Source organism: Candidatus Pelagibacter sp. HIMB1611, from assembly GCF_052047715.1.
Classification (GTDB): domain Bacteria; phylum Pseudomonadota; class Alphaproteobacteria; order Pelagibacterales; family Pelagibacteraceae; genus Pelagibacter.
This window is the reverse complement of sequence record NZ_JBNAJM010000001.1, coordinates 669,899-692,137: the sequence shown is the minus strand read 5'-3', so window position 1 is coordinate 692,137 and position 22,239 is coordinate 669,899. Positions and strand designations below refer to the sequence as shown.

The following is a 22,239-nucleotide window of genomic DNA, read 5'->3' as shown; positions in this document are numbered from 1 at the left end:
TAGGGAAAAAATATTGTAAAAATAAATTTACAAAATTTACAAATAGTAAAATGAGTCAAATAGATCTTAAAATAGGGCCAAAAATAAGAGCTTTTAGAAGACAACTTGGGCTACAAGCTAACAAATTAGCTGAAGATTTAAGCATTTCTCCTAGTTATTTGAACTTAATTGAAAGCGGTAAAAGAAAAATAGATGGCGATTTACTTTTAAATGTTTGTGAAAAACTAAATATTCAATTATCAGATCTTACATCAAAGACAGATATCAATCTTCAAAATACAATTTCTGAAATTTTAGATGATAGTTTATTTGAAGACTTAGATATTTTAGGTCCAGAGGTGAAAGATTTAGTAAGCACCAACCCAAAGATTGGAAAAGCAATTGTAAGACTTGGAGATATTCTTAAAAAAAAAGATCATGAATTAATAAGTAAGATTGAAAAAATTTCAGGTAAAATTGTAGATAATAGAAAAAATTCTTTTCCTGGAGAAGTAGTAGTTGATTTTTTTCAAGAGAATAAAAATTATTTTCCAAAGCTAGAAGAGTTTGCAAATAAAGTTTTTAATAAAATTCAAAAAAATAATCGAACAAGATATTTATCTCTATGTGATTATTTACAGTCAGAATATTCAATCACTGTAAAAGATGTCATTCCTGATGAGGATAAACCATTTTCAAAAATTTATAACAAAAATAAAAAAGAGTTATTACTTAGTGATTATAGTTCTTTAGAAACAAAAAAATTACATGCTGCCTCTCAAATTGCACAACTGGGTGCAATTAAAGATGTTGAATATTATTTAACTAAATTTAGCTTTCCATCAGAAGAGTCAAAAAAACTTACTAAAGTTGCTTTGTTAAATTATTGTGGTGCTGCAATTTTGATGCCATACAAACTATTTCATTCTGAATGTAAAAAACTAAAATATGATTTAGAGCTATTGCAAAATACATTTGCAACTTCATTTGAACAAGTAGCTCACAGAGTTACATGTTTGCAAGATCCAAAACTACCAGGTATTCCATTTCATTTCTTAAGAGTTGATATGGCTGGAAATATTTCAAAAAGATTTTCTCTATCTGGAATTGATATACCAAGATATGGTGGAGCATGTCCAAGATGGAATGTTTACACTGCATTCACTACTCCAGGAGTTTTACATACGGCAGTTAGCAAAATGAATAATGGTGAAAAATATGTTTGTATTGCAAAAACTGTGGAAAAAGGAATTGGAAGATTTGGACAATCTAAAAATGTATTATCGATTGGTTTAGGTTGCGAAGCAAAATATGCAAAAGATTTTATTTATACTGAAAATATGAACATTAATGATAAATCAACGGAAATTCCTATTGGTGTTTCATGTAGAACCTGTGACAGATTAGATTGTTCACAAAGAGCATTTCCACCACTACATAAAAAATTCGACGTTGACTTAAATAGTCGTGGGGTTTCTGTTTATGTTAGTGACGATAAATCTTAAACTATGATTAAATATATTTTACCTGCCATAATAATTTTTCTGATAGTATTATTTTGGGAAAAAATAACTGATTTTGTTGAGAAAAAGTTCAACATAAAGCTTAATTATATCGTTGTTAGTTCTATAGTTGCTGCAATAGCAATTATCCTTTTGCTCCTTAATTACTAGGATTTATGAACAGCATTGATTTATCTACTTATAAATTAGATGAAGCGGATGGTGTTTTTACTTATAAAAATGAAAATACAACACTAGGCTTTGTTCGATTTAATGAAAAGGGAGAAGTCGAATACATTTTTGTTAATCCAATTTTTAGAAAAAAGGGAATAGCAACAAAATTGTTACAGTTGGTTAAACAAAAAACAGGAAAAGAAATAATTCTTCAAGAACCAATTAGTCCTTTAGGATCAAAACTATTAAATTCATTAAATAAATGGAAATAAACTTTTTATTTTTCTTCACAGTTGTTCCAGCAATAATTTTGTACGGTATAGCAAAATCAGGTTTGGGTGGATCGATGACATTAATATCTATTCCATTAATGACCATTGTAATGCCTTTGAACCAAGCGTTAGGAATAATTTTACCAATTTTAATATTTTCAGATTTTATTGCAGTTTACAAATATAGAAAAGAATATGACTTAGGTACTTTAAAGTTAATGGTTCCATTTGCTGCTGTTGGAATAATAATTGCATCTTTCACATTCACATATTTTTCTGAAGATCTATTAAAATTTATGATTGGTTTAATGGGATTTATTTTTGCAGGTCATTATTTTTTTTTTAAAAAAGATAAAGAAGCTAAATCTCAAAAAAATTCTATCAAAGGAAGTATTTGTTCTGTCATAGCTGGCTTTACAAGTTTCTGTGTCCATGCAGGAGGAACACCTGTAAGTGTTTATATGCTTCCTTTAAGAATGCAGAAAGAAATTTATGTGGGAACAAGAATTATATTTTTTACTTTTGTTAATCTAATAAAACTTCCTTTATATATTAACCTTTCAATGACAAATTTAGTGACTTTTAAACAATCAGTATTTTTATTTCCAATTGCTTTTATAGGAATACTAATTGGTTATCGATTAATTAAAATTATAAACGAAAAATTATTTTATAATATTTTGTATATTTTGATTTTTATAAGTAGTTCAAAACTTTTATATGATTATTTAATATGAAAAAAAAATTTAATCCTAGAATAAAAGCTCGTATTAGAAAAAATAAGCAAGTTCTTAATAAAAAAATTGATAATTTTTTCGGTTGGGTAAAAGGTGCTAAACTTGTTGAACTTAAAGAATGTAATGCAGAGGAAGATCCAGTTCGACCAGAATTAGATAATGAATTTAGAACAGGATTTGGAAGAAAAATTTATGGAGTTGAGTATCAAGGCGAAATTCATGCTGTTATGTGTTTTGCTTATACTAATGAAATTCCCAAAAGTGTAGATGAACTTGAAAAATTAAGTACTGATGCTTTTTTACAAAGTGCAATGAGAGATCAAAAAGGTGGTCAAATTGCTATTGCTTATACTGTATGGTCAAAGAAAAAGGGTGGAGGAAAGTTAATTGTAAAAGAAGTGTTTAAAAAGATAAAAAAATCTAATCATTTAAATAGATTAGTAACACTCTCACCTTTAACAGAAATGGCAACGAATTTTCATGAAAGAAATGGAGCAAAATTAGTTCAAATTAATGAAACTACACAAAATTTTGAATATAAAGTTATTTAACCATGAAGTTAAAAAAACTATTAATTCTTCTATTTTGTACTTTTTTTGTTTTACCGTATTCTATTGTCATGGCTAATGAAGAAGCAAAGTATGAGGTAGTAGATAAAAATGAAATTTATGAGATTAGAAAATATTCTGATCGTTTAGCAGTTGAAACCTCTAGAGCAGGAATAGATAGTAATTTTAGAAAATTATTTAATTATATTTCTGGAAGAAATGATGCTCAAGAAAAGATAGCAATGACCACTCCGGTTACTCAAATCGAAAAAAATGGAAATATGACTATGCAGTTTTATTTACCTTCAAAGTTTAATTCAGATAATGTACCTAACCCAAGTAGAGATGATGTAAGAATAGTAAATATTGAAGGAGGATATTATGCTGTGCTTAGATATTCTGGTCGAGCTTCTGATGGAAATTTCATAAAACATAAAGAAATCCTAGAAAAAGAGTTAAACAAAAATAATATTTCAATTATAAGTCCACCTATTAGAGCTACATATGATAGTCCTTTTACCCTTCCAATGAATAGAAGGAATGAGGCAATGTATAAAGTGGAGTTTAATTCATGAAGTCAAAGTTTAAAGCAATGGTGTTATCTTGTATGGACCCAAGATTTCAACATTTAGTTCACAATCATTTAAAGAAAAAAAAATTAACTGGTAAGTACAGTGCTTTCACTATTGCTGGTGCTGCGGTTGGTGTCACACATAATAAATTTAAAAAATGGCATAATACTTTTTATGATAATCTTGGAACTTCAATTCAGCTTCATAAAATAGAAAAGCTTATTGTTATTAATCACAAAGATTGTGGTGCTGCAAAAATTGCTAATGGAAAAAAAGAATTTACACCTGCAAATGAAAAAAAAATACACCAAGACTCATTTAATAAACTTAAAAAAGAAATTAAAAAAAGATTTCCAAAACTTAAAGTAGAATTAAATGTAATTGCTTTAGATAGTAAAATTACAAAATTTTAATTATTGATTTCTAATCAAAGGGTAAACTTTTGGATTTAAATATTTCAAATTTGTTAACATAATCAATATCAATGTTACAAATCCAATTGAAAAACCTAAGTAGATTAAAACTTTAAAATCAAACATCCACACAAGTTCAAAGATATTTTCCATAATAAATTTAGAACCAATTACTGCAAAGAATATTGCAATCAGTATGACTGATTTAAAGATAATGATAAACTCTATTAGTGATGAGAGGATTATTTCTCTTTTCGAAAAGCCTAGAATTTTAAATACTAAGTTTTGATACTCTTTAACTTTACCTTGAACCATAATTGCACTCGAAATAACAATTAAACCAATAACAATTGTTACAGCTGATATCAGAGTAACTGCAATGAATACTTTATTTAGCACAGCTGTCACTTTTGTCAGATAATCTGCAATTTTAATCATGGATAAGCTAGGCATAATTTCGATCATTTCAGTTTCATCAAATTTATCAGAATTAAATTTTGCTGTTGCTAAATATTCATGAGGAATATTTTGAGCGAATTGAGGATTAAATAGCATTGCAAAGTTAATACTTAAATCTCGATAATCAACTTCTCTAAAGTTAACTACTTCACCATTAATTTCTCTTCCATAAATATTTAAAGTAAAAATATCTCCTAATTGAATATTAAAATCTCTTGCAACTTTAGCATCTAAAGATATTTGAAGTTGATTAGGTTTATTTAAATCCCACCATTTGCCAGCAACTAATGGATTATCTTCAGGAACATCTTCCACCCATGAAGATCTTCTCTCACTTCCAATTACCCAATAACTATCATTATCAGGTTTAATATAAGTATTTGGATTAATACCATTAATTTTTGTAATGCCAGATGAAACCATTGGAACAACTTCAATGTCTGCATTTGGATCCATTTTTAATATTCCTTGTTCAAATTTTTCACGTTCTCCTTTTTGAATACCCACAAAGAAATAATCAGGTGCAATATCAGGAATTGATTTAGCAATTTCTCTTTGAAAATTTGTTCCAACTAACGCCAACGTTAAAAGTAATGTAACTCCCAACCCTAAAGACATAATAGTAATTGGAGTGATACTTTTAGTTTGAGTGATATTTTTAATTGATACCTTTAATGAGATATTGGAGCTTGATTTAAATTTTTTAAGAAAAAATACAATTATTCTTGAAAGAAAGAAAAATACAATCAAACACACAAAAAATGCAGCAAAGTACCCAAGACTGTAAGTTGGTTGCTCTGAACCAACTGTAAATAACAAAACCAAAATAGAGAGCAAAATAAAACTTAAAACAACAGATTTTTTTGAATAATAAAATTGTAAGTTTTGAAAAACATTTCTAAATAAATTAGAGGCTTTTACTTGGTCAATTGAACTTATTGTTGGGATAGAAAATATTACAAGTACCAATAAACCTACTAAAAATATTTTAATAAAATTAACTATAGAAAATACTGGATAAACATTTAATCCAAGTCCATCTGATAAGTATTTGTCGGCAATAGGGACTATTAAAAAACTAGATCCATAGGAAACAACTGTGATTACAAACAACAAAATTAATAATTGAAGATAATAAAGTGTCTTTATATTTCCTGAGTAAAATCCAACTGCTTTTCTAACAGCAATTGACATATTGTTTTGGTTAATAAAAGAGAGAAGGGTGTTTGCAATTCCAATACCAGCAATCAACATTGCACTTATTGAAACAAGAGATAAAAATTGTGAAAAATTATTAATTATTCTCTTTATTCCACTTGCTGAATTTTCAGGATAACGAAGTTTTACTTTTTGATCATCTTTAAAAATATTTTCAATTCTTTGTTCTAATTCTTCAGGGTTATCTCCTTCATTAAATTTTACTTTGTATTCGTAGTTTAAAAAGCTTCCAATACCATTTAGTTTTAATATTTCTAAAGTTTGTTTTCCTGCTAGCGCCCAATCACCAAAAGCAACAAATCCACTTACATCAGGAACTGATTTTATAATTCCAATAACTGTAAAGTTTTGGTCTTGAACTTTAACTTGTTCATTAAGTTTTATGTTCAGTGTTTTTGATAAGCTTTCATTTATTAAAATAGTATTTGGTTCTTTTTGCATTCGCTCATATGCACCTTCAGGCTCAAATACTACTTCGCCATATAAAGGGTATTTTTCATCAACTGTTTTAATTCTCGTGAATAAAGATTTGTTTTTTTCTCTTCCAGTTGTTGAAAGCATTGTACTGAACTCAATCATTTGAGATACAGTTGCAAATTCTTTTACCTGATTAACTAGTTCTAGATTTCCTTGGTTACGATTGTAATCAATTTCTAAATCACCACCCAATAAGGCTTTTGCATTATCGTTCAGCTCTTTTTTAAGACTATCTTCAATTGTAAAAATAGCACTCAATATAAAGAGACTAATAAATAGAGTAACAATAATACTTGAAATTTTGTGATAGTTTCTGCTTAAATCTTTTAAAGCATATTTAAAAATCAAACTAAATTCAGATCGATTATTTAATTTTTCCATCTTTTATTTTGATTTTTCTTTTTGCTTTATTAGCAAGTTTTGGATCATGCGTTACCATGATTAAGGAAGACCCTTCCTCTTTTACATATTTGAACAAAATATCTGAAATCATTAAAGAGTTTTCAGTGTCCAAGTTTCCAGTAGGCTCATCAGCTAAGATTAATTCAGGTTTCATTGCTATAGCTCTTGCAATCGCAACTCTTTGCTGTTCACCACCAGATAACTGACTAGGTAAATTATTAAATCGGTGCTTTAAACCAAATCTATCTAATAAATTTTTTGCCTCACTCTCAGGATTTTTAAAATTATTTAATTCTAAGGTTAAAGCAACGTTTTCAACCGCTGTATAATTTGGAATTAAGTAGAAGGATTGAAATATAATTCCAATATTCTTCTTTCTAATTTCTGAAACTTCATCTTCATTTAAACCAGTTATTTCTTGATCTTGAAAAAAAATTTTACCTGAAGTTGGTTTTTCTAGCCCTCCAACCAGCATGATTAAACTTGTTTTACCAGATCCACTTTCACCAACGACAGAAACTGTCTCCTTTTTCTTAATAGTAAGATCAATATTCTTTAAAACACTGATACTTTCTTTACCAGTTTGGTATTTGAGATTTATTTTTTTTAATTTAAGAAGTGCACTCATGAACAAAAGTTTATTTATTAAAATTTTGGTAATCTTTCTAGTGCACATTAATGCAAGTGCAATAGAAAAGGTTGTCTTATTTGGTGATAGTTTAATGGCAGGATACGGCTTACCCAAAGAACATCATTTATCAGTAGTATTAGAAGGTAATTTTAAAAAAGATGGTTTAAATATAAAGATAATTAATGGCAGTGTTTCAGGGAGCACATCTTCAGGAGGACTCAACATTGCTGAATGGAGTTTATCTGAACCTGGTATTGATTTAATCATTTTAGGGTTGGGTGCTAATGATATGCTTAGAGGAATAAAACCAGAGGAAACTGAGAAGAATTTAGAAGAAATCATAAAGATAGCTAATAATAAAAAAATCAAAATTATAATTGCTGGCATGGTAGCTCCAACAACACATGGCGCTGAATACAAAAAAAGTTTTGATGCAATTTATCCAAAACTATCAAAAAAATATAATTTACCTCTGATCCCATTTTTACTTGAAGGTGTTGCACTTGATCCAAATTTAAATCAGCAAGATGGAATTCATCCAAATAAAGAAGGAACAATTAAAGTAAGTGAAACTATTAAAAAAAGTATTATTAATATTTTTAAATTAAATGAATAAATTTTTATATAATCTTAAAGAAAGTAGAATCTTCCAATTTGTTGTTATTTCAATCATCATATTAAATGCAATCACAATTGGGGTTAACACTTATGAATTAAGTGATCTTACCAGACAAGCAATCAACTATTTGGATTATTCAATAACTATATTTTTTGTCATTGAAATTATAATTAGATTTGTTGGAGAACCTAAAAAACTACATTTTTTTAAAAGTGGATGGAATGTATTTGATACTTTAATTGTTTTAATTTCATTAATTCCAATACCTAATAATTCTAGCTTCTTACTTTTAAGGTTATTAAGAGTATTTAGAGTATTGAGAATTATCTCAGTTGTTCCAGAATTAAAAAAAATCATTGAAGCACTGCTTACTTCGGTCAAAAGAGTGTTTTACGTTGGATTATTATTGTTCATAATTCTTTATATATACGCAACTATAGGCTCAATTTTATTTAGTACAGATATTCCTGAGAGATGGAGCGACGTTGGAGTTGCTATGATCACATTGTTCCAAGTTTTAACATTATCAAGTTGGGAACAAGTAATGTTACCATTACAAGATGTTTACTGGTGGGCTTGGATTTATTTTTTCAGTTTTATAATTATATGCGGAATTACAATGCTTAATTTGTTGATTGCGATATTAGTGGACGTAGTAATCAATCAGAAAAAGCTATAAGGCTTTTAAATGAAAAGATTTATTATAGTTTTAAGTTTCATTTGTTTTGGTTATGCTAATGCACAGAATACAAATATTACTATAGATAAAAATTTAAATTTTACATGTGCATTTGAAAAAGTAATTTTAAAAAATCCAGATCATAACTTTGAAACGTTTACAAAAGATCAAATTAAGAGAGATGATATTACTAAATTAGTAATAGAGTCTAAATCACCAAATGTATTAAACATCAAAAATTTATCCAATTTTATTGATAAAATTGAATTAGACGTAAAAATTTCTAATAAAGATATCGTTTTGATCCAAGCTCTTGATGATAATAAGAATTATTCAGAATCAGCTGTTTTAACTTTTAAAACAGGAGAACTTATTCATGAGATAACAAAAAATATTAATCAAAAAGAAAAAGAAAAGGAAAAAGAAATCTTATTTTATAACTGTAAGAATAAAAATCAAAACACTTGATGGTTTTTAACCAAATAATTCTAATAATATTATCAATTTGTATAAATAATAGATTATAGAAAGAGCTATAGAAACTTTTACCACTCGTGGCCAAAACCAATTTTTATTATTACTTGCACTTCTCCACATCGCAATAGTAATTATTAATGTATAAATCAACAGTATTGCCAACTCTATTACGAGTATAGTTGAGTAAAAATTATTAATATTTGAAAAAATTTGTTTAATAATTGACTCAGGATTTTGACTATAATTTATAAGAGATTTATCAATCGAATCTAAAGCAAAAAAAAATGTTATAAAAATTATTAAGCTAAATATTAATTGGTATAGAGTTCCATAAACCCAGAATGTTTTTCCAAGTCCGTAATCACCTTTAATTAAATTTTTAAAAAAATTCATTAATTTTCTATAGTCGCAATAATAATTAAAAAATAAACAAAATATTTAAATCTATTAAGCAATAAAGAGAATTTTTGATAAATAAATATTTTTTTTTCCATATAATAATTTAAAGTGAAATAATAATTTCATGAAAAAAGTACTAATCACATTATTTTGTTTAAATTTTATTTTTTCTTCAGCTATTGCTGACTCACTCGGAAATCTTAGAACAGTAAATCATTATCTATCAAATGGATTTAATTTAGAGAGTACAATTTTAATAAATGATCAAAAAATATTGTATAATCTTGAAAATAATGGTTCACCAAAAATGCAATTTGAGCCTAAGTTAATTACTTGCATTTATAATATAAAAAAAGAAATCACCAATTGTTACAAACCTTAAGAATTTTCATCTTAATAAATTTATAAATTCATTTTGAAGTTGTAAAAATATGATCATATTGTTTTAAGAATAAAGACTCTATTGTTCACATTTGTTAATATTTGATTATGAAAAAGTCATTTATAGTAATTTTGATTTTAATATTTTCACAATTGCAGTCTTTTGCAAATGATCGAGATATAAAATTAAATCAATTATTCAATGAGCTTAAAGTTAATAAAGCAAAGGTAGCATCTATTGTTGAACAAGAAATTTGGTCTTTATGGAGCACTCATCCAACTGACGAAAAATTGACTGCTCGTTTAGAAGAAGGTTCAATGTTTGTTAGAAACCAACAACCAAAAATAGCAAGAGAAATATTTACTGAAGTAATAAAACTTGATGAAAATTGGGCTGAAGCCTGGAATAAGAGAGCAACTGTACTTTATATGTTAGGAGAATATCAAAAATCACAAGATGATATTGATAAAGTTTTGGAATTAGAGCCAAGACATTTTGGTGCTTTAGCAGGGCAGGGTTTAGTAAATATTCAGTTAAAAAATTTTGAAAAAGCAATTAGAAGCTACAAACAAGCGCAAGAGATTTACCCTTCCATGCGATCTCCAGAAATTATGATAAAACAAATCGAAGATTTAATGAAAGAACAAACAATTTAAAATGTGTGGAAGATACGTTGTTAAAAATCCAGTTACCAAAACTAGTACTCTAGTTAAATCTGCAATTCAGGTTGAGGATAATGAAAACTATAATGCTCATCCTTATCAAAAACTTCCAGTTATAAAAAAATATAAAAATGGAAATACTTTAGAAGTTTTGAAATGGGGTTTAGTTCCAAGCTGGGCAAAAGATAAAGATTTTAAAGCTCTGATTAATGCACGACTTGAGACAATTGATGAAAAGGTTTCATTTAAAAAATTGATTAAAAACAATAGATGTGTTGCTGTTGCAGATGGATTTTATGAATGGAAGAGGGAAGAGAAAGAAAAAACTCCTCATTACTTTACTCGTGAAGATGCTAATACCATTTATTTTGCAGGGATATTTGAAGATGGTCAGTTTTGTTTAATTACAGAAGAAGCAAAAGAAAATATTAAGGAAATTCATCACCGTCAACCAGTTATTCTTAATCAAGCGGATGTTAATAGATATCTAAATATAGAATTACAGGGATCAGCGTTTCTTAATGAACGTAAATCACCAAATCTTATATTTCATGAAGTTTCAAAAGATGTAAATAAGCCTACAAACAATAGTGCTTCTTTAATTCAAAATGTAACTACTAGTTAGATAGTTTTTCAAAAGATCTATAAATTTAATTTTATTTACGTTTATGCTTTTTGAATGAAAAATTTTTTGGTCTCTTACGATTTTTAAATTTATTTTTTTTCTTAAATGATTTTTGTTTAAAGTTTTCATTTTCCATTGGATTTTCTTGTTTTTTGCTAAAATATTTTGGATTATTTGTGTATCCAACTGTTGTTTCTTTTTTTTTAAATTTAGATCTTTTGTGATCTTTATTAAAAGATTTTTTTTTATCTTTAAAGTTTGATCTTTTGTTATCATCTTTTTTGCTAAATTTTTTGTTTTTATTAAAACTAGATTTTTTTTTATCTTCTTTTTTAAAGAATTTATTTTTATCTCTAAAATTCCTCTTTTTATTGAATGATTTTTTTTCTTTTTTATTTTTTTTCGATCTATTTTTTTCAATTTCTTGAAAAGTTTTAAAATTTGGATCTATTAATTTTTGTATAGATCTCCACATATTTCGATCGCTATTGGTTAAAAAGGTCAAAGCAGAACCATCTTTTCCAGCTCTACCAGTTCTACCTATTCTGTGAATATAATCTTCTGGAACTTGTGGAAGATCATAATTAATTACATGTTTTATAACAGGAATGTCTAAACCTCTTGCAGCAACATCTGTTGCTACTAGAATTCTACTATTACCATTTCTAAATCCTTTAATAACTCTGTCTCTTTTGCTTTGTCTAAGATTACCATGGATAGCATCAGCTTTATGACCATCATATTTTAATCTTTTTACTATTTTATCAGCACCATGTTTTGTTTTAACAAAAACTAGAATAGATCCACTTCTTTCAACTAATTGATTAATCAACTCATGATATTTTTTGTCTGTTGTAATTTCGAAAGTTTCTTGTTTAATTTTTTCAATTGGTGTCGATAAAGACCCGACTGATATTCTTTCAGGATTATTAAGATATTTTTGAGAAATCTTTAAAATGTTTTCAGGCAAAGTTGCAGAAAACAATAATGTTTGATGATCTTTTGGAATAAATTTTAAAATTACTTCTATTTGTGGGGTAAATCCCATATCTAACATTCGATCTGTTTCATCTAGAACCAGGTAATTTACATTTGATAAGTTTAAACTTCTACGCTCAATGTGATCGTTAATTCTTCCAGGGGTTCCAACTATTATTCTTGCTCTTTTTTTTAATTGTCTAAGTTGTTTTTGCATACTCTCACCACCAATTAAAAGAGCATTACCAATTCCTATTTCTCTAATATTAAGTTTTAAAACAGTTTCCATTACCTGTGTTGCAAGTTCCCTTGTTGGACAAATTATTAATGCCATTGCTTGCTTATCTTTTAAAAGCTTATTCAGCATTGGAATTGTGAAAGCTAAAGTTTTGCCAGTGCCGGTTTGAGCAGTTCCTAAAACATCTTTTCCTTCTAAACTAATTGGTATCGATTGACTTTGAATAGGGGTTGGGGTTTTAAATTCAGCTAATTCAATTGATCTTTTTAATTTATTTTCAATATTTAGATCAGAGAAGTTCATTATGTCGGGATTGGTATAAATTTTAAGTAATTGAGTGTCTGCTTATATCTTTTTGTACCAAATACAATAAATAGTTTGAAAAGATTAATCTCTAAAGTTTACAAAGTCTATTGGAAGCCCAATATCAATAGCTTTAATTGCTGCTATAGCTTCTTGAAGGTCGTCTCTTTTTTTACCATCTACTCTTAATTCATCACCTTGAATTTTTACCTGAATTTTTAGCTTAAGTTTTTTAATGTCAGCTATAACTTTTTTTGCGTTTTCTTGGCTAATTCCTTCTTTAAGTTCACTTACTTGTCTTATTGCTCCACCTGAAGCACCTTCCGAACTTTTAACTTCTAAAACTCTTGGATCTACTTTTCTTCTTACTAAATGTGTTTGTAATAATTCATTAACTTGCTTTAATTTTAATTCATCAGGAGCATTGGTTGTAACTGATTTATCTTTTCGCTCTATAGTGATGTGAAGTCCTTTAAAGTCATATCGATTACTTATTTCTCTTAAGCAATTTGCTAAAGCATTATCAAATTCTTGATAATTAATTTTACTGATTACATCAAATGAAGGCATAGTTATTTATACAATAATCTATTTTTTATTAAACGAAATTAAAGATAATATTAATTTAAAATATGAAAAAAATTAAAATTCACATCAGAAATAATCATTGGAAAGAGGGATTTTTGCCTTGTGATGCTGAAGGTGAGAAAAATAATACAATTACTAAGGAAGAAATTGAAAAGGGTTTTGATAAATATCCTGAGTTAAGGGATAAAGTTGAATATGTAATTGATTGGGATGATGATAATTTTGTCTCTTCAATGCAATCTGCTGATATTTTACTCGGCTGGCAGTTTCCAACACAAGATTTAAAACAAATTGCACCTAATCTTAAATGGATCCATGTGATTTCTGCTGGAGTTAATCATTTATCTCCTTTTAATTGGATGAAAGAAGACTTAGTTTTAACAAACAGTAGTGGGGTACATGCTAAAAAAGCAGGTGAGTTTGGTTTGATGAGTATTTTAATGCTCCAAAATCACATGACGAGAATTGTAACCAACCAAAAAAATAAAGAGTTCGTATCTTTACTTGGAAAACCAATCGAGGGAAGGAAAGTAGTTGTTGTTGGAACTGGTTCTTTAGGTGGTTCAATGATTAAACATATCAGTAAGCTTGGAGCTGAAGTTATTGGTGTAAATAGAAAAGGAAAAAATGTTGAGGGGTGCTCTAAAGTTATTACATTTGATAAAATTGATGAAGTATTACCTGATGCTGATTTTTTATATCTAGCAGTTCCGGAAACAGAAGAGACTAAAGGATTAATTAATAAATCAAGATTAGATAAATTAAAATCTACGTGTGGGATTGTTAATATTGGAAGGCAATCTGTTTTAGAATACGAAGCTTTAAGGATTAAACTTCAAAAAAATGAAATTGCTGGAGCAATTTTAGATGTATTTTCACAAGAACCTATTCCAAAAACATCAAACCTTTGGGATACCCCAAATTTAATTATCACTCCTCATATTTCATCTGATAGTGAGGGTAATTATATTGAGATGGTTCTTAAAATTTTCTTTAAAAATCTAAAATTGTTCATAGATAATAAAGAATTAATTAATCAAATAGATAGAAAATTAGGTTATTAGATCTGGTTTAAACAATTATTAAATGTTTGGGAAAAAACATTTATATTTTCTATTTTCTTTATCAGTTTCTGAAGGATTAACATCTTTACATTTTTCAGTTTTATTTTCACATCTAGAATAAAACGAACATCCTTTTGGTGGATTAATTGGATCAGGTAGCTCTGTTTCAACCAAACTTTGAATTTCAATTTTTTGATTAGTTTTAGGCACACTATTTAAAAGTAAATTTGTGTATGGATGATAAGCTTTTTGAAATAATTCTTTAGCATCAGATTTTTCAACTATATCACCAAAATACATGACCATTACTCTGTCACATATAGCTTCTATCACAGCAAGGTCATGACTAATTACAATATAAGACAATTCAAATTTTTTCTGTAAATCGTTTAATAAATTTAATATTTGTGATTGAACCGAAACATCTAGAGCGGAAACTGGTTCGTCTAAGATTATAATTTTTGCTTTTGAGAGCAATACTCTTGCAATACCAATTCTTTGAGCTTGGCCTCCTGAAAATTCGTGTGGGAAACGATTTAAAAATTCTTCCTTTAAATTAACTTCTTTAATTATGCTTTTAATCTCATTTTCAATTTCTTTTTCATCAAGATTTCTAAGATATTTTAAAGGTGCTGCTAAAGATTGATAGATTGTTTTTCTTGGATTGAGACTACTGATTGGGTCTTGGAACATATATTGAATATGATTTGGTAGTTCATACTTTTCATAATTATTTATATCTTTGTCTTGTATCTTTATTTCTCCAGAAGAAGGAGTAATTAATCCTGCCAACATTTTTGCTAATGTTGATTTACCACAACCAGACTCGCCAACTATTCCAAGTGACTCTTTTGCTTTTAAATTAATATTAATATTGTTTACGGCTCTTAGATTTATTGATTGCTTGTTAAATAAACCTTTATTTTTTGAATAAAACTTTGAAAGATTATTTGCAGATAAAATGTCCATCGTATTATTCATGAGGATATAAACACCTAACCTCACTATCTCCTTTCTGAACTATTTTGATATCTTCATTTACACAGTTATCTTTTTTAATTAAGCACCGACTAGCAAATGAACATCCAATTTCTTTCTTATGTGTAATTGATGGGGGACTACCTAATATCGTTGGAAGTTTTCTTTTACCAAATCCAATATGAGGAACACACTCCATTAACTGACTAGTGTATGGATGTCTTGGTTTGCTCATTATATTTTCTGTTTTACCTTCCTCAACAATTTGGCCTCCATACATTACAATCACACGATCACAAATTTGTGAAACAACTCCAAAGTCATGTGAAATAAATAAAACGGATAATCCTCTTTCTTTTCTTAAAGTATCCAGTAATGATAATATTTGAGCTTGAACTGTAACATCTAGAGCAGTTGTTGGTTCGTCTGCAATAATTAATTCTGGATCATTAGTTAATGCCATTGCAATAGAAACTCTTTGTCTCATACCACCTGAAAGTTCATGAGGATATGAATTCCATACATTTTCAATATTAGGAATTTGAACTAACTTTAATAACTCCTTACCTTTCAATGTAGCTTCGTTACTTTTTTGATGATTGTGTTCAATAAATGCTTCTTCAAGCTGTTTTCCAATTTTTATCAGTGGGTGTAGGGTAGAAAGAGGATCTTGGAAAATATATGAAATTTTATTTCCTCTTAACTGTCTAATTTGTTCATAATTCATTTTTAAAATATCATCACCCTGAAATTTTACTGATCCATCAACAATTACTCCTGGAGGAGAGGCAACAAGACAAGTAATTGATAAAGCTGTTACAGATTTTCCCGAACCACTTTCACCAATTAACCCTAAACATTCACCTTTTTTTATATCAAACGAAACATCCTTAGATGCTAGGTGTAATTTGTTATCAAATTCAAAAGCTGTAGTTAAATTCTGTACTGATAAAAAAGAATTGTTATTATTTTCAACATTTCTATTTAATTTAATTTGAGTAACAGGTTGAGGTTTAACTAATTCTCCTTTGCTTAATCTTGGATCTAATGCATCTCTAATACCATCACCAAATAAATTAACTCCAATAACAATTAAGAAAATCATTGCACCAGGTACATATGAAGTATGAGGATTTACAATTAATGAACTTCTCCCTTCTCCAAGCATTGAACCTAAATCAGCTTGTGGAGGTTGCGAACCTAAACCTAAAAATGATAGACCAGCTGTCTCTAATATCATCCAGCCAACGGTCGTTGAAATTGTAACGACTATTACCGGAAGAATATTTGGAAAAATTTCATTAATAATAATTTTAAAATTACTCATTCCAGATAATCTTGCAGCATCAATAAATTCTTTGTTAGCAATCGTGACAGTGACACCTCTGATGTTTCTTGCAAAAAAAGGAATGTTAACTAAAGCAACTGCAATCATAGCATTAAAAAGACCGGGGCCTAAAACAGCAACTATTGCAAGTGCTAACAGAATATAAGGAAAAGCCATTAAGACATCAATGATACGCATAATAACGTTGTCAGTTTTATTTCCATAAAACCCAGCAATAGTTCCAAGTATTGAGCCAATGGTTGCTGAAATTAAAGCTGCTGATATTCCAACCAATAAACTTAATCTAGTTCCCCATAATAATCTTGATAACAAATCTCTACCTAAGTGATCTGTACCCAGTAAGTATCCATCTGAAAAAGGTAAAAGAAATCTGTCGCTGGTTTTAATGACATCAGGATCTTTTAATGGTAACAAAGGACTTAGAAATGAGACTACAAAAATAATTACTAATAAAATCCCACCAAATAATGCAAGTTTGTTTCTTGAAATTAATTTTAAAAAATTAATCATTTAATCCTTGGATCTAAATATCTTTGTAATAAATCGACTGCGATATTGAATAATACATAACAAGCAGCAACAAACATGACGCCACCTTGAACAAGTAAAATATCTCTTTTTAAAATTGCATCGACCAACATTCTTCCAACACCTGGCCATTGAAAAACAATTTCAATAAAAACAGATCCAGATAAAACAAATCCAGCCTGCAAACCTAAAATTGGAAGAATAGTGACGATTGCAATTCTTAAAACATGTTTGAAAAGTACATTTCCTTCTCTAACTCCTTTAGCTCTTGCTGTTCTAATATAATCTTGTCTAAGTATTTCTAAAACAGAGTTTCTTGTTATTCTTGCAACTACCCCAGTTGCAACTAATGCAAGTGCTATTGCAGGCATTATTAAATGATGAATTAAATCTAAAAAATCACCCCCACCATAAATTGCATACATTCCTGATACTGGGAGCCACTGAAGATTAACTGCAAATAATAGAATCATCATCATTCCTAAAAAAAATGATGGCAATGAAATTCCAGTTAAAACAGTAAAAGTGATTATTTTATCTGTAATGGTGTATTGTTTAAATGCAGAGATTGTTCCAATTAAAACTCCAACTACAGAGCATAAAATAAATGCAGTTCCTGATAAAATTAATGTAGCGTTAAATCTTTCTAAAATCTCATCCAATACTGGACGATTTAAAGCAAACGATCTTCCAAGATCACCTTGAACTAAATTACCAAGCCAAATGAAATATCTTTGAACTAATCCCTTATCTAATCCTAGTTGTTCATTAAGAAGTTTTACATTTTCTGGTGTTGCATAAGAACCAAGTATTGCTGTTGCTGGATCTCCTGGAATTAGTGAAATAATAAAAAAAACTATAATTGTAATACCTAAAAGTACAGGAATTGCAGATAGTAATCTTTGAAGGAGATAATTCATGATAATACCCTAGGCTTTTTTAAGCCTAGGGCAACTATTATAATTCTTAACTTTTTTTAGTTTTTCTTAACGTCTTTTAATAAAAGTAAGAATGAAGGTTGAAGTGAGAAGTTACTCACTTTGTTGCTTGTAACTGCATTTTGTTTCCAGTTAGCAACAAAAACCCATGGAGCATCTTCTTGAACAATTTCTTGCATCTCTTGATACAGTTTTGCTCTTTCTGCTTGGTCAGTAGATGATCTTGCTTTATTTAAAAGATCATCAACTTTAGGGTTTGAGTAATATCCAGAGTTAAATCCTCCTTTGTCAGGCCAAGATTCTGTTCTTAGCGCTAAGAAAGGAAGAGTATCAGGATCGTTTGTCATCCATGCCATTTCTGCCATGTCTGCTTTTCCTTCTAAACCTGGGTTTACTTCACCTAGGAACGAGTTCCATTCAAAAGTTTTGATTTCAACATCAAAACCTACAGCTTTAAGATCTGCTTGTATTGCAGTTCCCATTGCAACAGGATCTAACATTCCAGAACCACCTTCAGTAACATAGAAAGTAAGTTTTGCACCTTCAACACCCGCTTCTTTAATTAAAGCTTTAGCTTTAGCAGGGTCATAAGGGTATGGTTGTAAACTATTGTTATACGCCCAAGCAAATGCAGGTGGTGTTGGTCCAGCAGCTATTGCAGCTGTTCCTTCTAGCACGTCATTTACAATTGCTTGTTTGTTAATTGCATAGTTAGCAGCTTGTCTTACTTTCTTATTAGCAAAAGGACCTTCTTTTGCATTTAAGATTAAGAACCAAACGTGAGGTCCAGCTTGTTCAACTACGCTAAATTTACTTCCACCAAATTTACTTAATGATGCAGGAGGAACTTCAACCATCATGTCAATTCCACCTGAAAGCATTTCAGCAACTCTAGTGTTAGCATCAGTTATAGGTCTAAAGACAACTGCATCTGTTCCAGCTTTTCCATCCCAATAACCAGAGTTTTTGTCTACAACAACTCTTTCATTTGATTTCCATTCATTAAATTTGAATGGACCAGTACCAGAAGGATTTCTTCCAAAATCTTTTCCGTGTTTTTTAACACCTGCTGGTGAAACAATTAAACCTGTTGGATACGCTAAGTTAGATAAAAAAGGAGCGTAAGGCTCATTCAATGTAAACTTAACTGTATTAGCATTTACTACATCAACTGATTTGATTGCTGAAAAAAAGAAAGATAGCGGGAAAGGTCCTGTATTATGATAAGGATGATCTTTGTTTAACATTCTATCAAAGTTAAACTTCACTGCATCAGCATTAAAGTCTGATCCATCATGAAACTTAATTCCTGATCTTAAGTTGAATGTATAAACTGTTCCGTCGCTACTAATGTCCCAACTTTTTGCTAAAGCTGGTTCAACTTCTAATTTTCCGTCTGTATATCTTACAAGTCCATCATAGATATTCATTACGATTCTAAAGTCATTTACAGCCGTAACTGTACTTGGATCTAAAGATTTTGGCTCAGCTATTTGACCTACCACCAATACTTTGGCGTTAGATGCAACTGTAAAACCAGTTATGAAAACTAATGATAAAAGACTAATAAAAAACGTTCTTAACTTTTTTAACATTTTATCTCCATCGTTGTATTTATTATAAATAAAGCCTAACAATTGATAATTTTGAATTCAACCCGATCATTTGTTCATTTCAGTTTTTTTCTGGTTAAAAAAAATAGTAAAATTAAGCAATTTTGTAGTAGGCTATTTATGTTATGACATTTTCAATTTTAGCTAGAAATCCAAAAACGGGCGAAATAGGTGGGGCTGCTGCTACAGGAAATCTTTGTGTAGGAGGATGGGTTTTAAGAGGAGATATAAAAAAAGGTGTTACAGCATCACAAGGTTTTTATCCAAGCACTATTTGGGGTGAAAACATTTTAAATAATTTAGGTAAATATTCGCCAACAACAGCAACCAATAAAGTTATCAAAAATGATAAGCAAAAACATTACAGACAAGTTGCTTGTTTAAACATATCTGGCAAAGGTTTTTCATTTACAGGAAATAAAAATACAAAATACTTTAATCATATTGTTATGCCAAATTTGGTTGTAAGTGGAAACATGTTGTCCAACGATAAAGTGATCAATAAAATTGTGGATAATTTTAAGTTGAAAAACGAACCATTAGCTAAGACATTGCTAGAAGCTCTTAAAATAGGCAAAAAGTTTGGCAGCGACAAAAGAGGATTGATGTCTGCTGCATTACTGGTCTTTAAAAAAAACAATCCACCACTAAATATAAGAGTGGATCATGATACAAATCCATTGGTAAAACTAGAAAAAATTCTAAAAATGACTAATAAAACTAAATATAAAGAGTGGTTAAAAAAACTTCCTACTAAATAATGATTATACAAAATTATATTGAAAAAATTGCAAAATGTTCAAAACCTGCAGAAGGGGTAACGAGGTTACCTTTTACAAAAGAACATAAATCTGCAAACAATCTTTTAAAACAATGGATGAGTGATGCTGGATTAAAAATTAGTTTAGATGCAGCTGGTACTTTAATTGGCAAATACGTCAGTCCTAAAAAAAATGCTAAAACGTTATTGATAGGTTCACACCAAGATAGTGGTTATAATTCTGGAAGATATGATGGTATCATGGGAGTGATACTTCCAATTTTAGCTTTAAAAGAATTAAAGAAAAAAAAAATTATTTTACCTTACAATGTAGAAATTTTAGCTTTCGCAGATGAAGAAGGTGTTAGGTTTCCAACAGCTTTGATGGGACCAAGATCATTAGCAGGAACATTTAATAAAAAAGATTTAAAACTTAAAGACAAAAATAATATTTCTATTGAACAAGCTTTAAAAAGTTTTGGATGTAATCCATCAAAAATTAACTCATTAAAAAGAAATAAAAAAGATCTATTAGGCTTCTTTGAGGTTCATATTGAACAAGGACCAGTTCTAGAAAGTAAAAACTTAGCAGTTGGAATAGTAAATGGCATTTCTGGAATATCTAGATTTAAACTTGAAATCGAAGGTTATGCTTCTCATGCAGGAACTACTCCAATGCATCTTAGAAAAGATTCATTAGCTGCAACTGCAGAAGTAATTAATGCTGTAGAAAATTTGGCTAAAAAAAATAAAAACTTTTTAGCAACGATGGCATCGATTGAGAATAGACCAAATAGTGTAAATGCTATTCCTGCAAAATCACTATCTTTTGTAGAATGTAGAAGTGTCGATGATAAAAAAAGAAAAAAAGTAGAAAAAGAGATTTCTAAAAAAATCGGGCTAATTTGTAAGAAAAGAGGTCTTAAATTTAATTTAAACAAAACTTACGATCAAAGTGCTGTTAGTTGTGATAAGAAAATTATGAGTACACTTAAAAAATCATTTCAGAATTTAAAATTAAATCCATTTGTATTGATGTCGGGAGCAACACACGATGCATCAGCAATGTCTGATTTATGTCCTATTTCAATGCTTTTTGTAAGAAGTCAAAAAGGTTTAAGTCATAACCCAAAAGAATTTACTATCGAAAAGGATATGCAAATAGCAGTCAAAGTTATTGAGAAATTTTTAATTAATTTTAATTGATTTAATAAGAGGTATTGATGTTGAAAGTATATTTAGCAGGAGAAATTCACACAAATTGGCGAGATGAAATTATTGATGAATGTAAAAAACAAAATTTAGACATTCAATTTTCGTCTCCTGTAACAGATCACGCATCTTCAGATGATTGTGGAGTTGAAATCTTAGGTCCTGAAGAGAAAAATTTTTGGAAAGATCGAAAAGGGGCTAATATCAATTCAATTAGAACTAAAAAATCAATCAAAGAAAGCGATGTGGTCGTTGTTAAATTTGGTGAAAAATACAAACAATGGAATGCAGCATTTGATGCTGGATATGCATCTGCATTAAACAAATCTATTATAGTTATTCATAGCGACGATCATCAACATGCCCTTAAAGAGGTAGATGCTGCAGCATCAGCTGTTGCCTCAGATCAAAAACAAGTTGTCAGAATTCTAAAATATGTTCTAGAGGGCTCTTTAAAATAAAAT

At 28.9% G+C, this 22,239-nt stretch carries 25 protein-coding genes; 16 read left to right on the top strand and 9 right to left on the bottom strand.

The genetic code is table 11. From position 1 onward, the window contains the following. Window positions 1–50: 50 nt before the first annotated feature. The 6 genes from ACTTAS_RS03900 to ACTTAS_RS03875 all read left to right on the top strand — a co-directional run bounded on the left by ACTTAS_RS03900 (window position 51) and on the right by ACTTAS_RS03875 (window position 4,197). A complete protein-coding gene (locus tag ACTTAS_RS03900) occupies window positions 51–1,484 on the top strand; it encodes a helix-turn-helix domain-containing protein (protein WP_440647682.1) in 1,434 nt (477 codons plus the stop codon). Window positions 1,485–1,657: 173 nt separating this feature from the next. Then, window positions 1,658–1,927: a GNAT family N-acetyltransferase gene (locus ACTTAS_RS03895; protein ID WP_440614542.1), complete on the top strand. Its 270-nt coding sequence runs from the start codon at window positions 1,658–1,660 to the stop codon at window positions 1,925–1,927. Then, window positions 1,918–2,664 (top strand): sulfite exporter TauE/SafE family protein, encoded by a 747-nt coding sequence (locus tag ACTTAS_RS03890; protein ID WP_440647678.1) that lies wholly within the window; start codon window positions 1,918–1,920, stop codon window positions 2,662–2,664. The genes ACTTAS_RS03895 and ACTTAS_RS03890 overlap by 10 nt, the downstream gene beginning before the upstream one ends. Then, window positions 2,661–3,215: a hypothetical protein gene (locus ACTTAS_RS03885; RefSeq protein WP_440647676.1), complete on the top strand. Its 555-nt coding sequence runs from the start codon at window positions 2,661–2,663 to the stop codon at window positions 3,213–3,215. Before ACTTAS_RS03890 ends, ACTTAS_RS03885 begins: the two co-directional genes overlap by 4 nt. Window positions 3,216–3,217: 2 nt before the next feature. Next, the gene (locus ACTTAS_RS03880; RefSeq protein ID WP_440678388.1) at window positions 3,218–3,787 is read left to right on the top strand and encodes an SOUL family heme-binding protein; all 570 of its coding nucleotides are present in this window, start codon (window positions 3,218–3,220) and stop codon (window positions 3,785–3,787) included. Beyond that, a complete protein-coding gene (locus tag ACTTAS_RS03875; protein WP_440614538.1) occupies window positions 3,784–4,197 on the top strand; it encodes a carbonic anhydrase in 414 nt (137 codons plus the stop codon). The genes ACTTAS_RS03880 and ACTTAS_RS03875 overlap by 4 nt, the downstream gene beginning before the upstream one ends. Here ACTTAS_RS03875 and ACTTAS_RS03870 read toward each other — a convergent pair whose 3' ends face one another. Both ACTTAS_RS03870 and ACTTAS_RS03865 read right to left on the bottom strand, forming a co-directional pair. Continuing rightward, a complete protein-coding gene (locus tag ACTTAS_RS03870; RefSeq protein ID WP_440678387.1) occupies window positions 4,198–6,732 on the bottom strand; it encodes an ABC transporter permease in 2,535 nt (844 codons plus the stop codon). Beyond that, entirely contained in the window at window positions 6,716–7,381 is a 666-nt protein-coding gene (locus tag ACTTAS_RS03865; protein WP_440678386.1) for an ABC transporter ATP-binding protein, read from the bottom strand. Before ACTTAS_RS03865 ends, ACTTAS_RS03870 begins: the two co-directional genes overlap by 17 nt. Between ACTTAS_RS03865 and ACTTAS_RS03860 the strand changes: the two genes are divergently transcribed. From ACTTAS_RS03860 to ACTTAS_RS03850, 3 genes are read left to right on the top strand one after another with little or no spacing between them, the layout of a single operon-like run. Beyond that, window positions 7,380–8,000: an arylesterase gene (locus ACTTAS_RS03860; RefSeq protein WP_440678385.1), complete on the top strand. Its 621-nt coding sequence runs from the start codon at window positions 7,380–7,382 to the stop codon at window positions 7,998–8,000. The two genes, ACTTAS_RS03865 and ACTTAS_RS03860, sit on opposite strands and share 2 nt — an antisense overlap. After that, window positions 7,993–8,682, top strand: coding sequence for an ion transporter (locus ACTTAS_RS03855; RefSeq protein ID WP_440647664.1), 690 nt, complete (start codon window positions 7,993–7,995; stop codon window positions 8,680–8,682). The genes ACTTAS_RS03860 and ACTTAS_RS03855 overlap by 8 nt, the downstream gene beginning before the upstream one ends. A 9-nt stretch (window positions 8,683–8,691) precedes the next feature. Continuing rightward, window positions 8,692–9,150, top strand: a complete 459-nt coding sequence (locus ACTTAS_RS03850; RefSeq protein WP_440678384.1) for a hypothetical protein — start codon at window positions 8,692–8,694, stop codon at window positions 9,148–9,150. 6 nt (window positions 9,151–9,156) lie between these two features. Here ACTTAS_RS03850 and ACTTAS_RS03845 read toward each other — a convergent pair whose 3' ends face one another. After that, window positions 9,157–9,552 (bottom strand): hypothetical protein, encoded by a 396-nt coding sequence (locus ACTTAS_RS03845; RefSeq protein WP_440678383.1) that lies wholly within the window; start codon window positions 9,550–9,552, stop codon window positions 9,157–9,159. A 130-nt stretch (window positions 9,553–9,682) separates the two neighbouring features. On the opposite strand from ACTTAS_RS03845, the gene ACTTAS_RS03840 reads away from it, so the two are divergent. The 3 genes from ACTTAS_RS03840 (at window position 9,683) to ACTTAS_RS03830 (ending at window position 11,227) form a co-directional block, all read left to right on the top strand. Beyond that, the gene (locus ACTTAS_RS03840; protein WP_440678382.1) at window positions 9,683–9,940 is read left to right on the top strand and encodes a hypothetical protein; all 258 of its coding nucleotides are present in this window, start codon (window positions 9,683–9,685) and stop codon (window positions 9,938–9,940) included. A 107-nt stretch (window positions 9,941–10,047) separates the two neighbouring features. Continuing rightward, the gene (locus ACTTAS_RS03835) at window positions 10,048–10,596 is read left to right on the top strand and encodes a tetratricopeptide repeat protein (protein ID WP_440676742.1); all 549 of its coding nucleotides are present in this window, start codon (window positions 10,048–10,050) and stop codon (window positions 10,594–10,596) included. A 1-nt stretch (window position 10,597) separates the two neighbouring features. Continuing rightward, window positions 10,598–11,227, top strand: coding sequence for an SOS response-associated peptidase (locus tag ACTTAS_RS03830; RefSeq protein ID WP_440678381.1), 630 nt, complete (start codon window positions 10,598–10,600; stop codon window positions 11,225–11,227). A 31-nt stretch (window positions 11,228–11,258) separates the two neighbouring features. Here the strand turns inward: ACTTAS_RS03830 and ACTTAS_RS03825 are convergent, their stop codons facing one another. Continuing rightward, a complete protein-coding gene (locus tag ACTTAS_RS03825) occupies window positions 11,259–12,746 on the bottom strand; it encodes a DEAD/DEAH box helicase (RefSeq protein ID WP_440676744.1) in 1,488 nt (495 codons plus the stop codon). A gap of 84 nt (window positions 12,747–12,830) precedes the next feature. Continuing rightward, window positions 12,831–13,316 (bottom strand): YajQ family cyclic di-GMP-binding protein, encoded by a 486-nt coding sequence (locus ACTTAS_RS03820; protein ID WP_262589405.1) that lies wholly within the window; start codon window positions 13,314–13,316, stop codon window positions 12,831–12,833. 62 nt (window positions 13,317–13,378) lie between these two features. Between ACTTAS_RS03820 and ACTTAS_RS03815 the strand changes: the two genes are divergently transcribed. After that, a complete protein-coding gene (locus ACTTAS_RS03815) occupies window positions 13,379–14,398 on the top strand; it encodes a D-2-hydroxyacid dehydrogenase (RefSeq protein ID WP_440678380.1) in 1,020 nt (339 codons plus the stop codon). Between the two features lie 18 nt (window positions 14,399–14,416). On the opposite strand, the gene ACTTAS_RS03810 is transcribed toward ACTTAS_RS03815, so the two are convergent. Genes ACTTAS_RS03810 through ACTTAS_RS03795 form a run of 4 tightly spaced genes read right to left on the bottom strand, consistent with a single transcriptional unit; the run spans window position 14,417 to window position 19,785 of the window. Further along, window positions 14,417–15,379: an oligopeptide/dipeptide ABC transporter ATP-binding protein gene (locus tag ACTTAS_RS03810; RefSeq protein ID WP_440678379.1), complete on the bottom strand. Its 963-nt coding sequence runs from the start codon at window positions 15,377–15,379 to the stop codon at window positions 14,417–14,419. Beyond that, window positions 15,372–17,234, bottom strand: a complete 1,863-nt coding sequence (locus tag ACTTAS_RS03805) for a dipeptide/oligopeptide/nickel ABC transporter permease/ATP-binding protein (RefSeq protein ID WP_440678378.1) — start codon at window positions 17,232–17,234, stop codon at window positions 15,372–15,374. Before ACTTAS_RS03805 ends, ACTTAS_RS03810 begins: the two co-directional genes overlap by 8 nt. Then, the gene (locus tag ACTTAS_RS03800; protein WP_440614524.1) at window positions 17,231–18,172 is read right to left on the bottom strand and encodes an ABC transporter permease; all 942 of its coding nucleotides are present in this window, start codon (window positions 18,170–18,172) and stop codon (window positions 17,231–17,233) included. The genes ACTTAS_RS03805 and ACTTAS_RS03800 overlap by 4 nt, the downstream gene beginning before the upstream one ends. 56 nt (window positions 18,173–18,228) lie before the next feature. Then, window positions 18,229–19,785 carry an ABC transporter substrate-binding protein gene (locus ACTTAS_RS03795; RefSeq protein WP_440676748.1) on the bottom strand — a complete coding sequence of 519 codons (1,557 nt, stop codon included), beginning with the start codon at window positions 19,783–19,785 and terminating at the stop codon, window positions 18,229–18,231. A 143-nt stretch (window positions 19,786–19,928) separates the two neighbouring features. Here ACTTAS_RS03795 and ACTTAS_RS03790 point away from each other — a divergent pair, with 143 nt between their 5' ends. Genes ACTTAS_RS03790 through ACTTAS_RS03780 form a run of 3 tightly spaced genes read left to right on the top strand, consistent with a single transcriptional unit; the run spans window position 19,929 to window position 22,236 of the window. Next, window positions 19,929–20,564, top strand: a complete 636-nt coding sequence (locus tag ACTTAS_RS03790) for a DUF1028 domain-containing protein (protein ID WP_440678377.1) — start codon at window positions 19,929–19,931, stop codon at window positions 20,562–20,564. After that, complete coding sequence (locus ACTTAS_RS03785; RefSeq protein ID WP_440647637.1) at window positions 20,564–21,769, top strand: M20 family metallo-hydrolase; 1,206 nt, start codon at window positions 20,564–20,566, stop codon at window positions 21,767–21,769. Before ACTTAS_RS03790 ends, ACTTAS_RS03785 begins: the two co-directional genes overlap by 1 nt. Window positions 21,770–21,786: 17 nt before the next feature. Then, the gene (locus ACTTAS_RS03780) at window positions 21,787–22,236 is read left to right on the top strand and encodes a YtoQ family protein (RefSeq protein ID WP_440647635.1); all 450 of its coding nucleotides are present in this window, start codon (window positions 21,787–21,789) and stop codon (window positions 22,234–22,236) included. Window positions 22,237–22,239 lie beyond the last annotated feature (3 nt).

Excerpts from the sequence above, each read along its gene's own strand:
- ACTTAS_RS03835 (WP_440676742.1), top strand. The coding sequence starts at position 10,048 with ATGAAAAAGTCATTTATAGTAATTTTGATTTTAATATTTTCACAATTG.
- ACTTAS_RS03900 (WP_440647682.1), top strand. The coding sequence starts at position 51 with ATGAGTCAAATAGATCTTAAAATAGGGCCAAAAATAAGAGCTTTTAGA.
- ACTTAS_RS03790 (WP_440678377.1), top strand. The coding sequence starts at position 19,929 with ATGACATTTTCAATTTTAGCTAGAAATCCAAAAACGGGCGAAATAGGT.
- ACTTAS_RS03875 (WP_440614538.1), top strand. The coding sequence starts at position 3,784 with ATGAAGTCAAAGTTTAAAGCAATGGTGTTATCTTGTATGGACCCAAGA.
- ACTTAS_RS03880 (WP_440678388.1), top strand. The coding sequence starts at position 3,218 with ATGAAGTTAAAAAAACTATTAATTCTTCTATTTTGTACTTTTTTTGTT.
- ACTTAS_RS03865 (WP_440678386.1), bottom strand. The coding sequence starts at position 7,381 with ATGAGTGCACTTCTTAAATTAAAAAAAATAAATCTCAAATACCAAACT.
- ACTTAS_RS03870 (WP_440678387.1), bottom strand. The coding sequence starts at position 6,732 with ATGGAAAAATTAAATAATCGATCTGAATTTAGTTTGATTTTTAAATAT.
- ACTTAS_RS03890 (WP_440647678.1), top strand. The coding sequence starts at position 1,918 with ATGGAAATAAACTTTTTATTTTTCTTCACAGTTGTTCCAGCAATAATT.
- ACTTAS_RS03840 (WP_440678382.1), top strand. The coding sequence starts at position 9,683 with ATGAAAAAAGTACTAATCACATTATTTTGTTTAAATTTTATTTTTTCT.
- ACTTAS_RS03885 (WP_440647676.1), top strand. The coding sequence starts at position 2,661 with ATGAAAAAAAAATTTAATCCTAGAATAAAAGCTCGTATTAGAAAAAAT.
- ACTTAS_RS03795 (WP_440676748.1), bottom strand. The coding sequence starts at position 19,785 with ATGTTAAAAAAGTTAAGAACGTTTTTTATTAGTCTTTTATCATTAGTT.
- ACTTAS_RS03860 (WP_440678385.1), top strand. The coding sequence starts at position 7,380 with ATGAACAAAAGTTTATTTATTAAAATTTTGGTAATCTTTCTAGTGCAC.
- ACTTAS_RS03845 (WP_440678383.1), bottom strand. The coding sequence starts at position 9,552 with ATGAATTTTTTTAAAAATTTAATTAAAGGTGATTACGGACTTGGAAAA.
- ACTTAS_RS03810 (WP_440678379.1), bottom strand. The coding sequence starts at position 15,379 with ATGAATAATACGATGGACATTTTATCTGCAAATAATCTTTCAAAGTTT.
- ACTTAS_RS03800 (WP_440614524.1), bottom strand. The coding sequence starts at position 18,172 with ATGAATTATCTCCTTCAAAGATTACTATCTGCAATTCCTGTACTTTTA.
- ACTTAS_RS03895 (WP_440614542.1), top strand. The coding sequence starts at position 1,658 with ATGAACAGCATTGATTTATCTACTTATAAATTAGATGAAGCGGATGGT.
- ACTTAS_RS03850 (WP_440678384.1), top strand. The coding sequence starts at position 8,692 with ATGAAAAGATTTATTATAGTTTTAAGTTTCATTTGTTTTGGTTATGCT.
- ACTTAS_RS03820 (WP_262589405.1), bottom strand. The coding sequence starts at position 13,316 with ATGCCTTCATTTGATGTAATCAGTAAAATTAATTATCAAGAATTTGAT.
- ACTTAS_RS03785 (WP_440647637.1), top strand. The coding sequence starts at position 20,564 with ATGATTATACAAAATTATATTGAAAAAATTGCAAAATGTTCAAAACCT.
- ACTTAS_RS03855 (WP_440647664.1), top strand. The coding sequence starts at position 7,993 with ATGAATAAATTTTTATATAATCTTAAAGAAAGTAGAATCTTCCAATTT.
- ACTTAS_RS03815 (WP_440678380.1), top strand. The coding sequence starts at position 13,379 with ATGAAAAAAATTAAAATTCACATCAGAAATAATCATTGGAAAGAGGGA.
- ACTTAS_RS03830 (WP_440678381.1), top strand. The coding sequence starts at position 10,598 with ATGTGTGGAAGATACGTTGTTAAAAATCCAGTTACCAAAACTAGTACT.
- ACTTAS_RS03780 (WP_440647635.1), top strand. The coding sequence starts at position 21,787 with ATGTTGAAAGTATATTTAGCAGGAGAAATTCACACAAATTGGCGAGAT.
- ACTTAS_RS03825 (WP_440676744.1), bottom strand. The coding sequence starts at position 12,746 with ATGAACTTCTCTGATCTAAATATTGAAAATAAATTAAAAAGATCAATT.
- ACTTAS_RS03805 (WP_440678378.1), bottom strand. The coding sequence starts at position 17,234 with ATGATTAATTTTTTAAAATTAATTTCAAGAAACAAACTTGCATTATTT.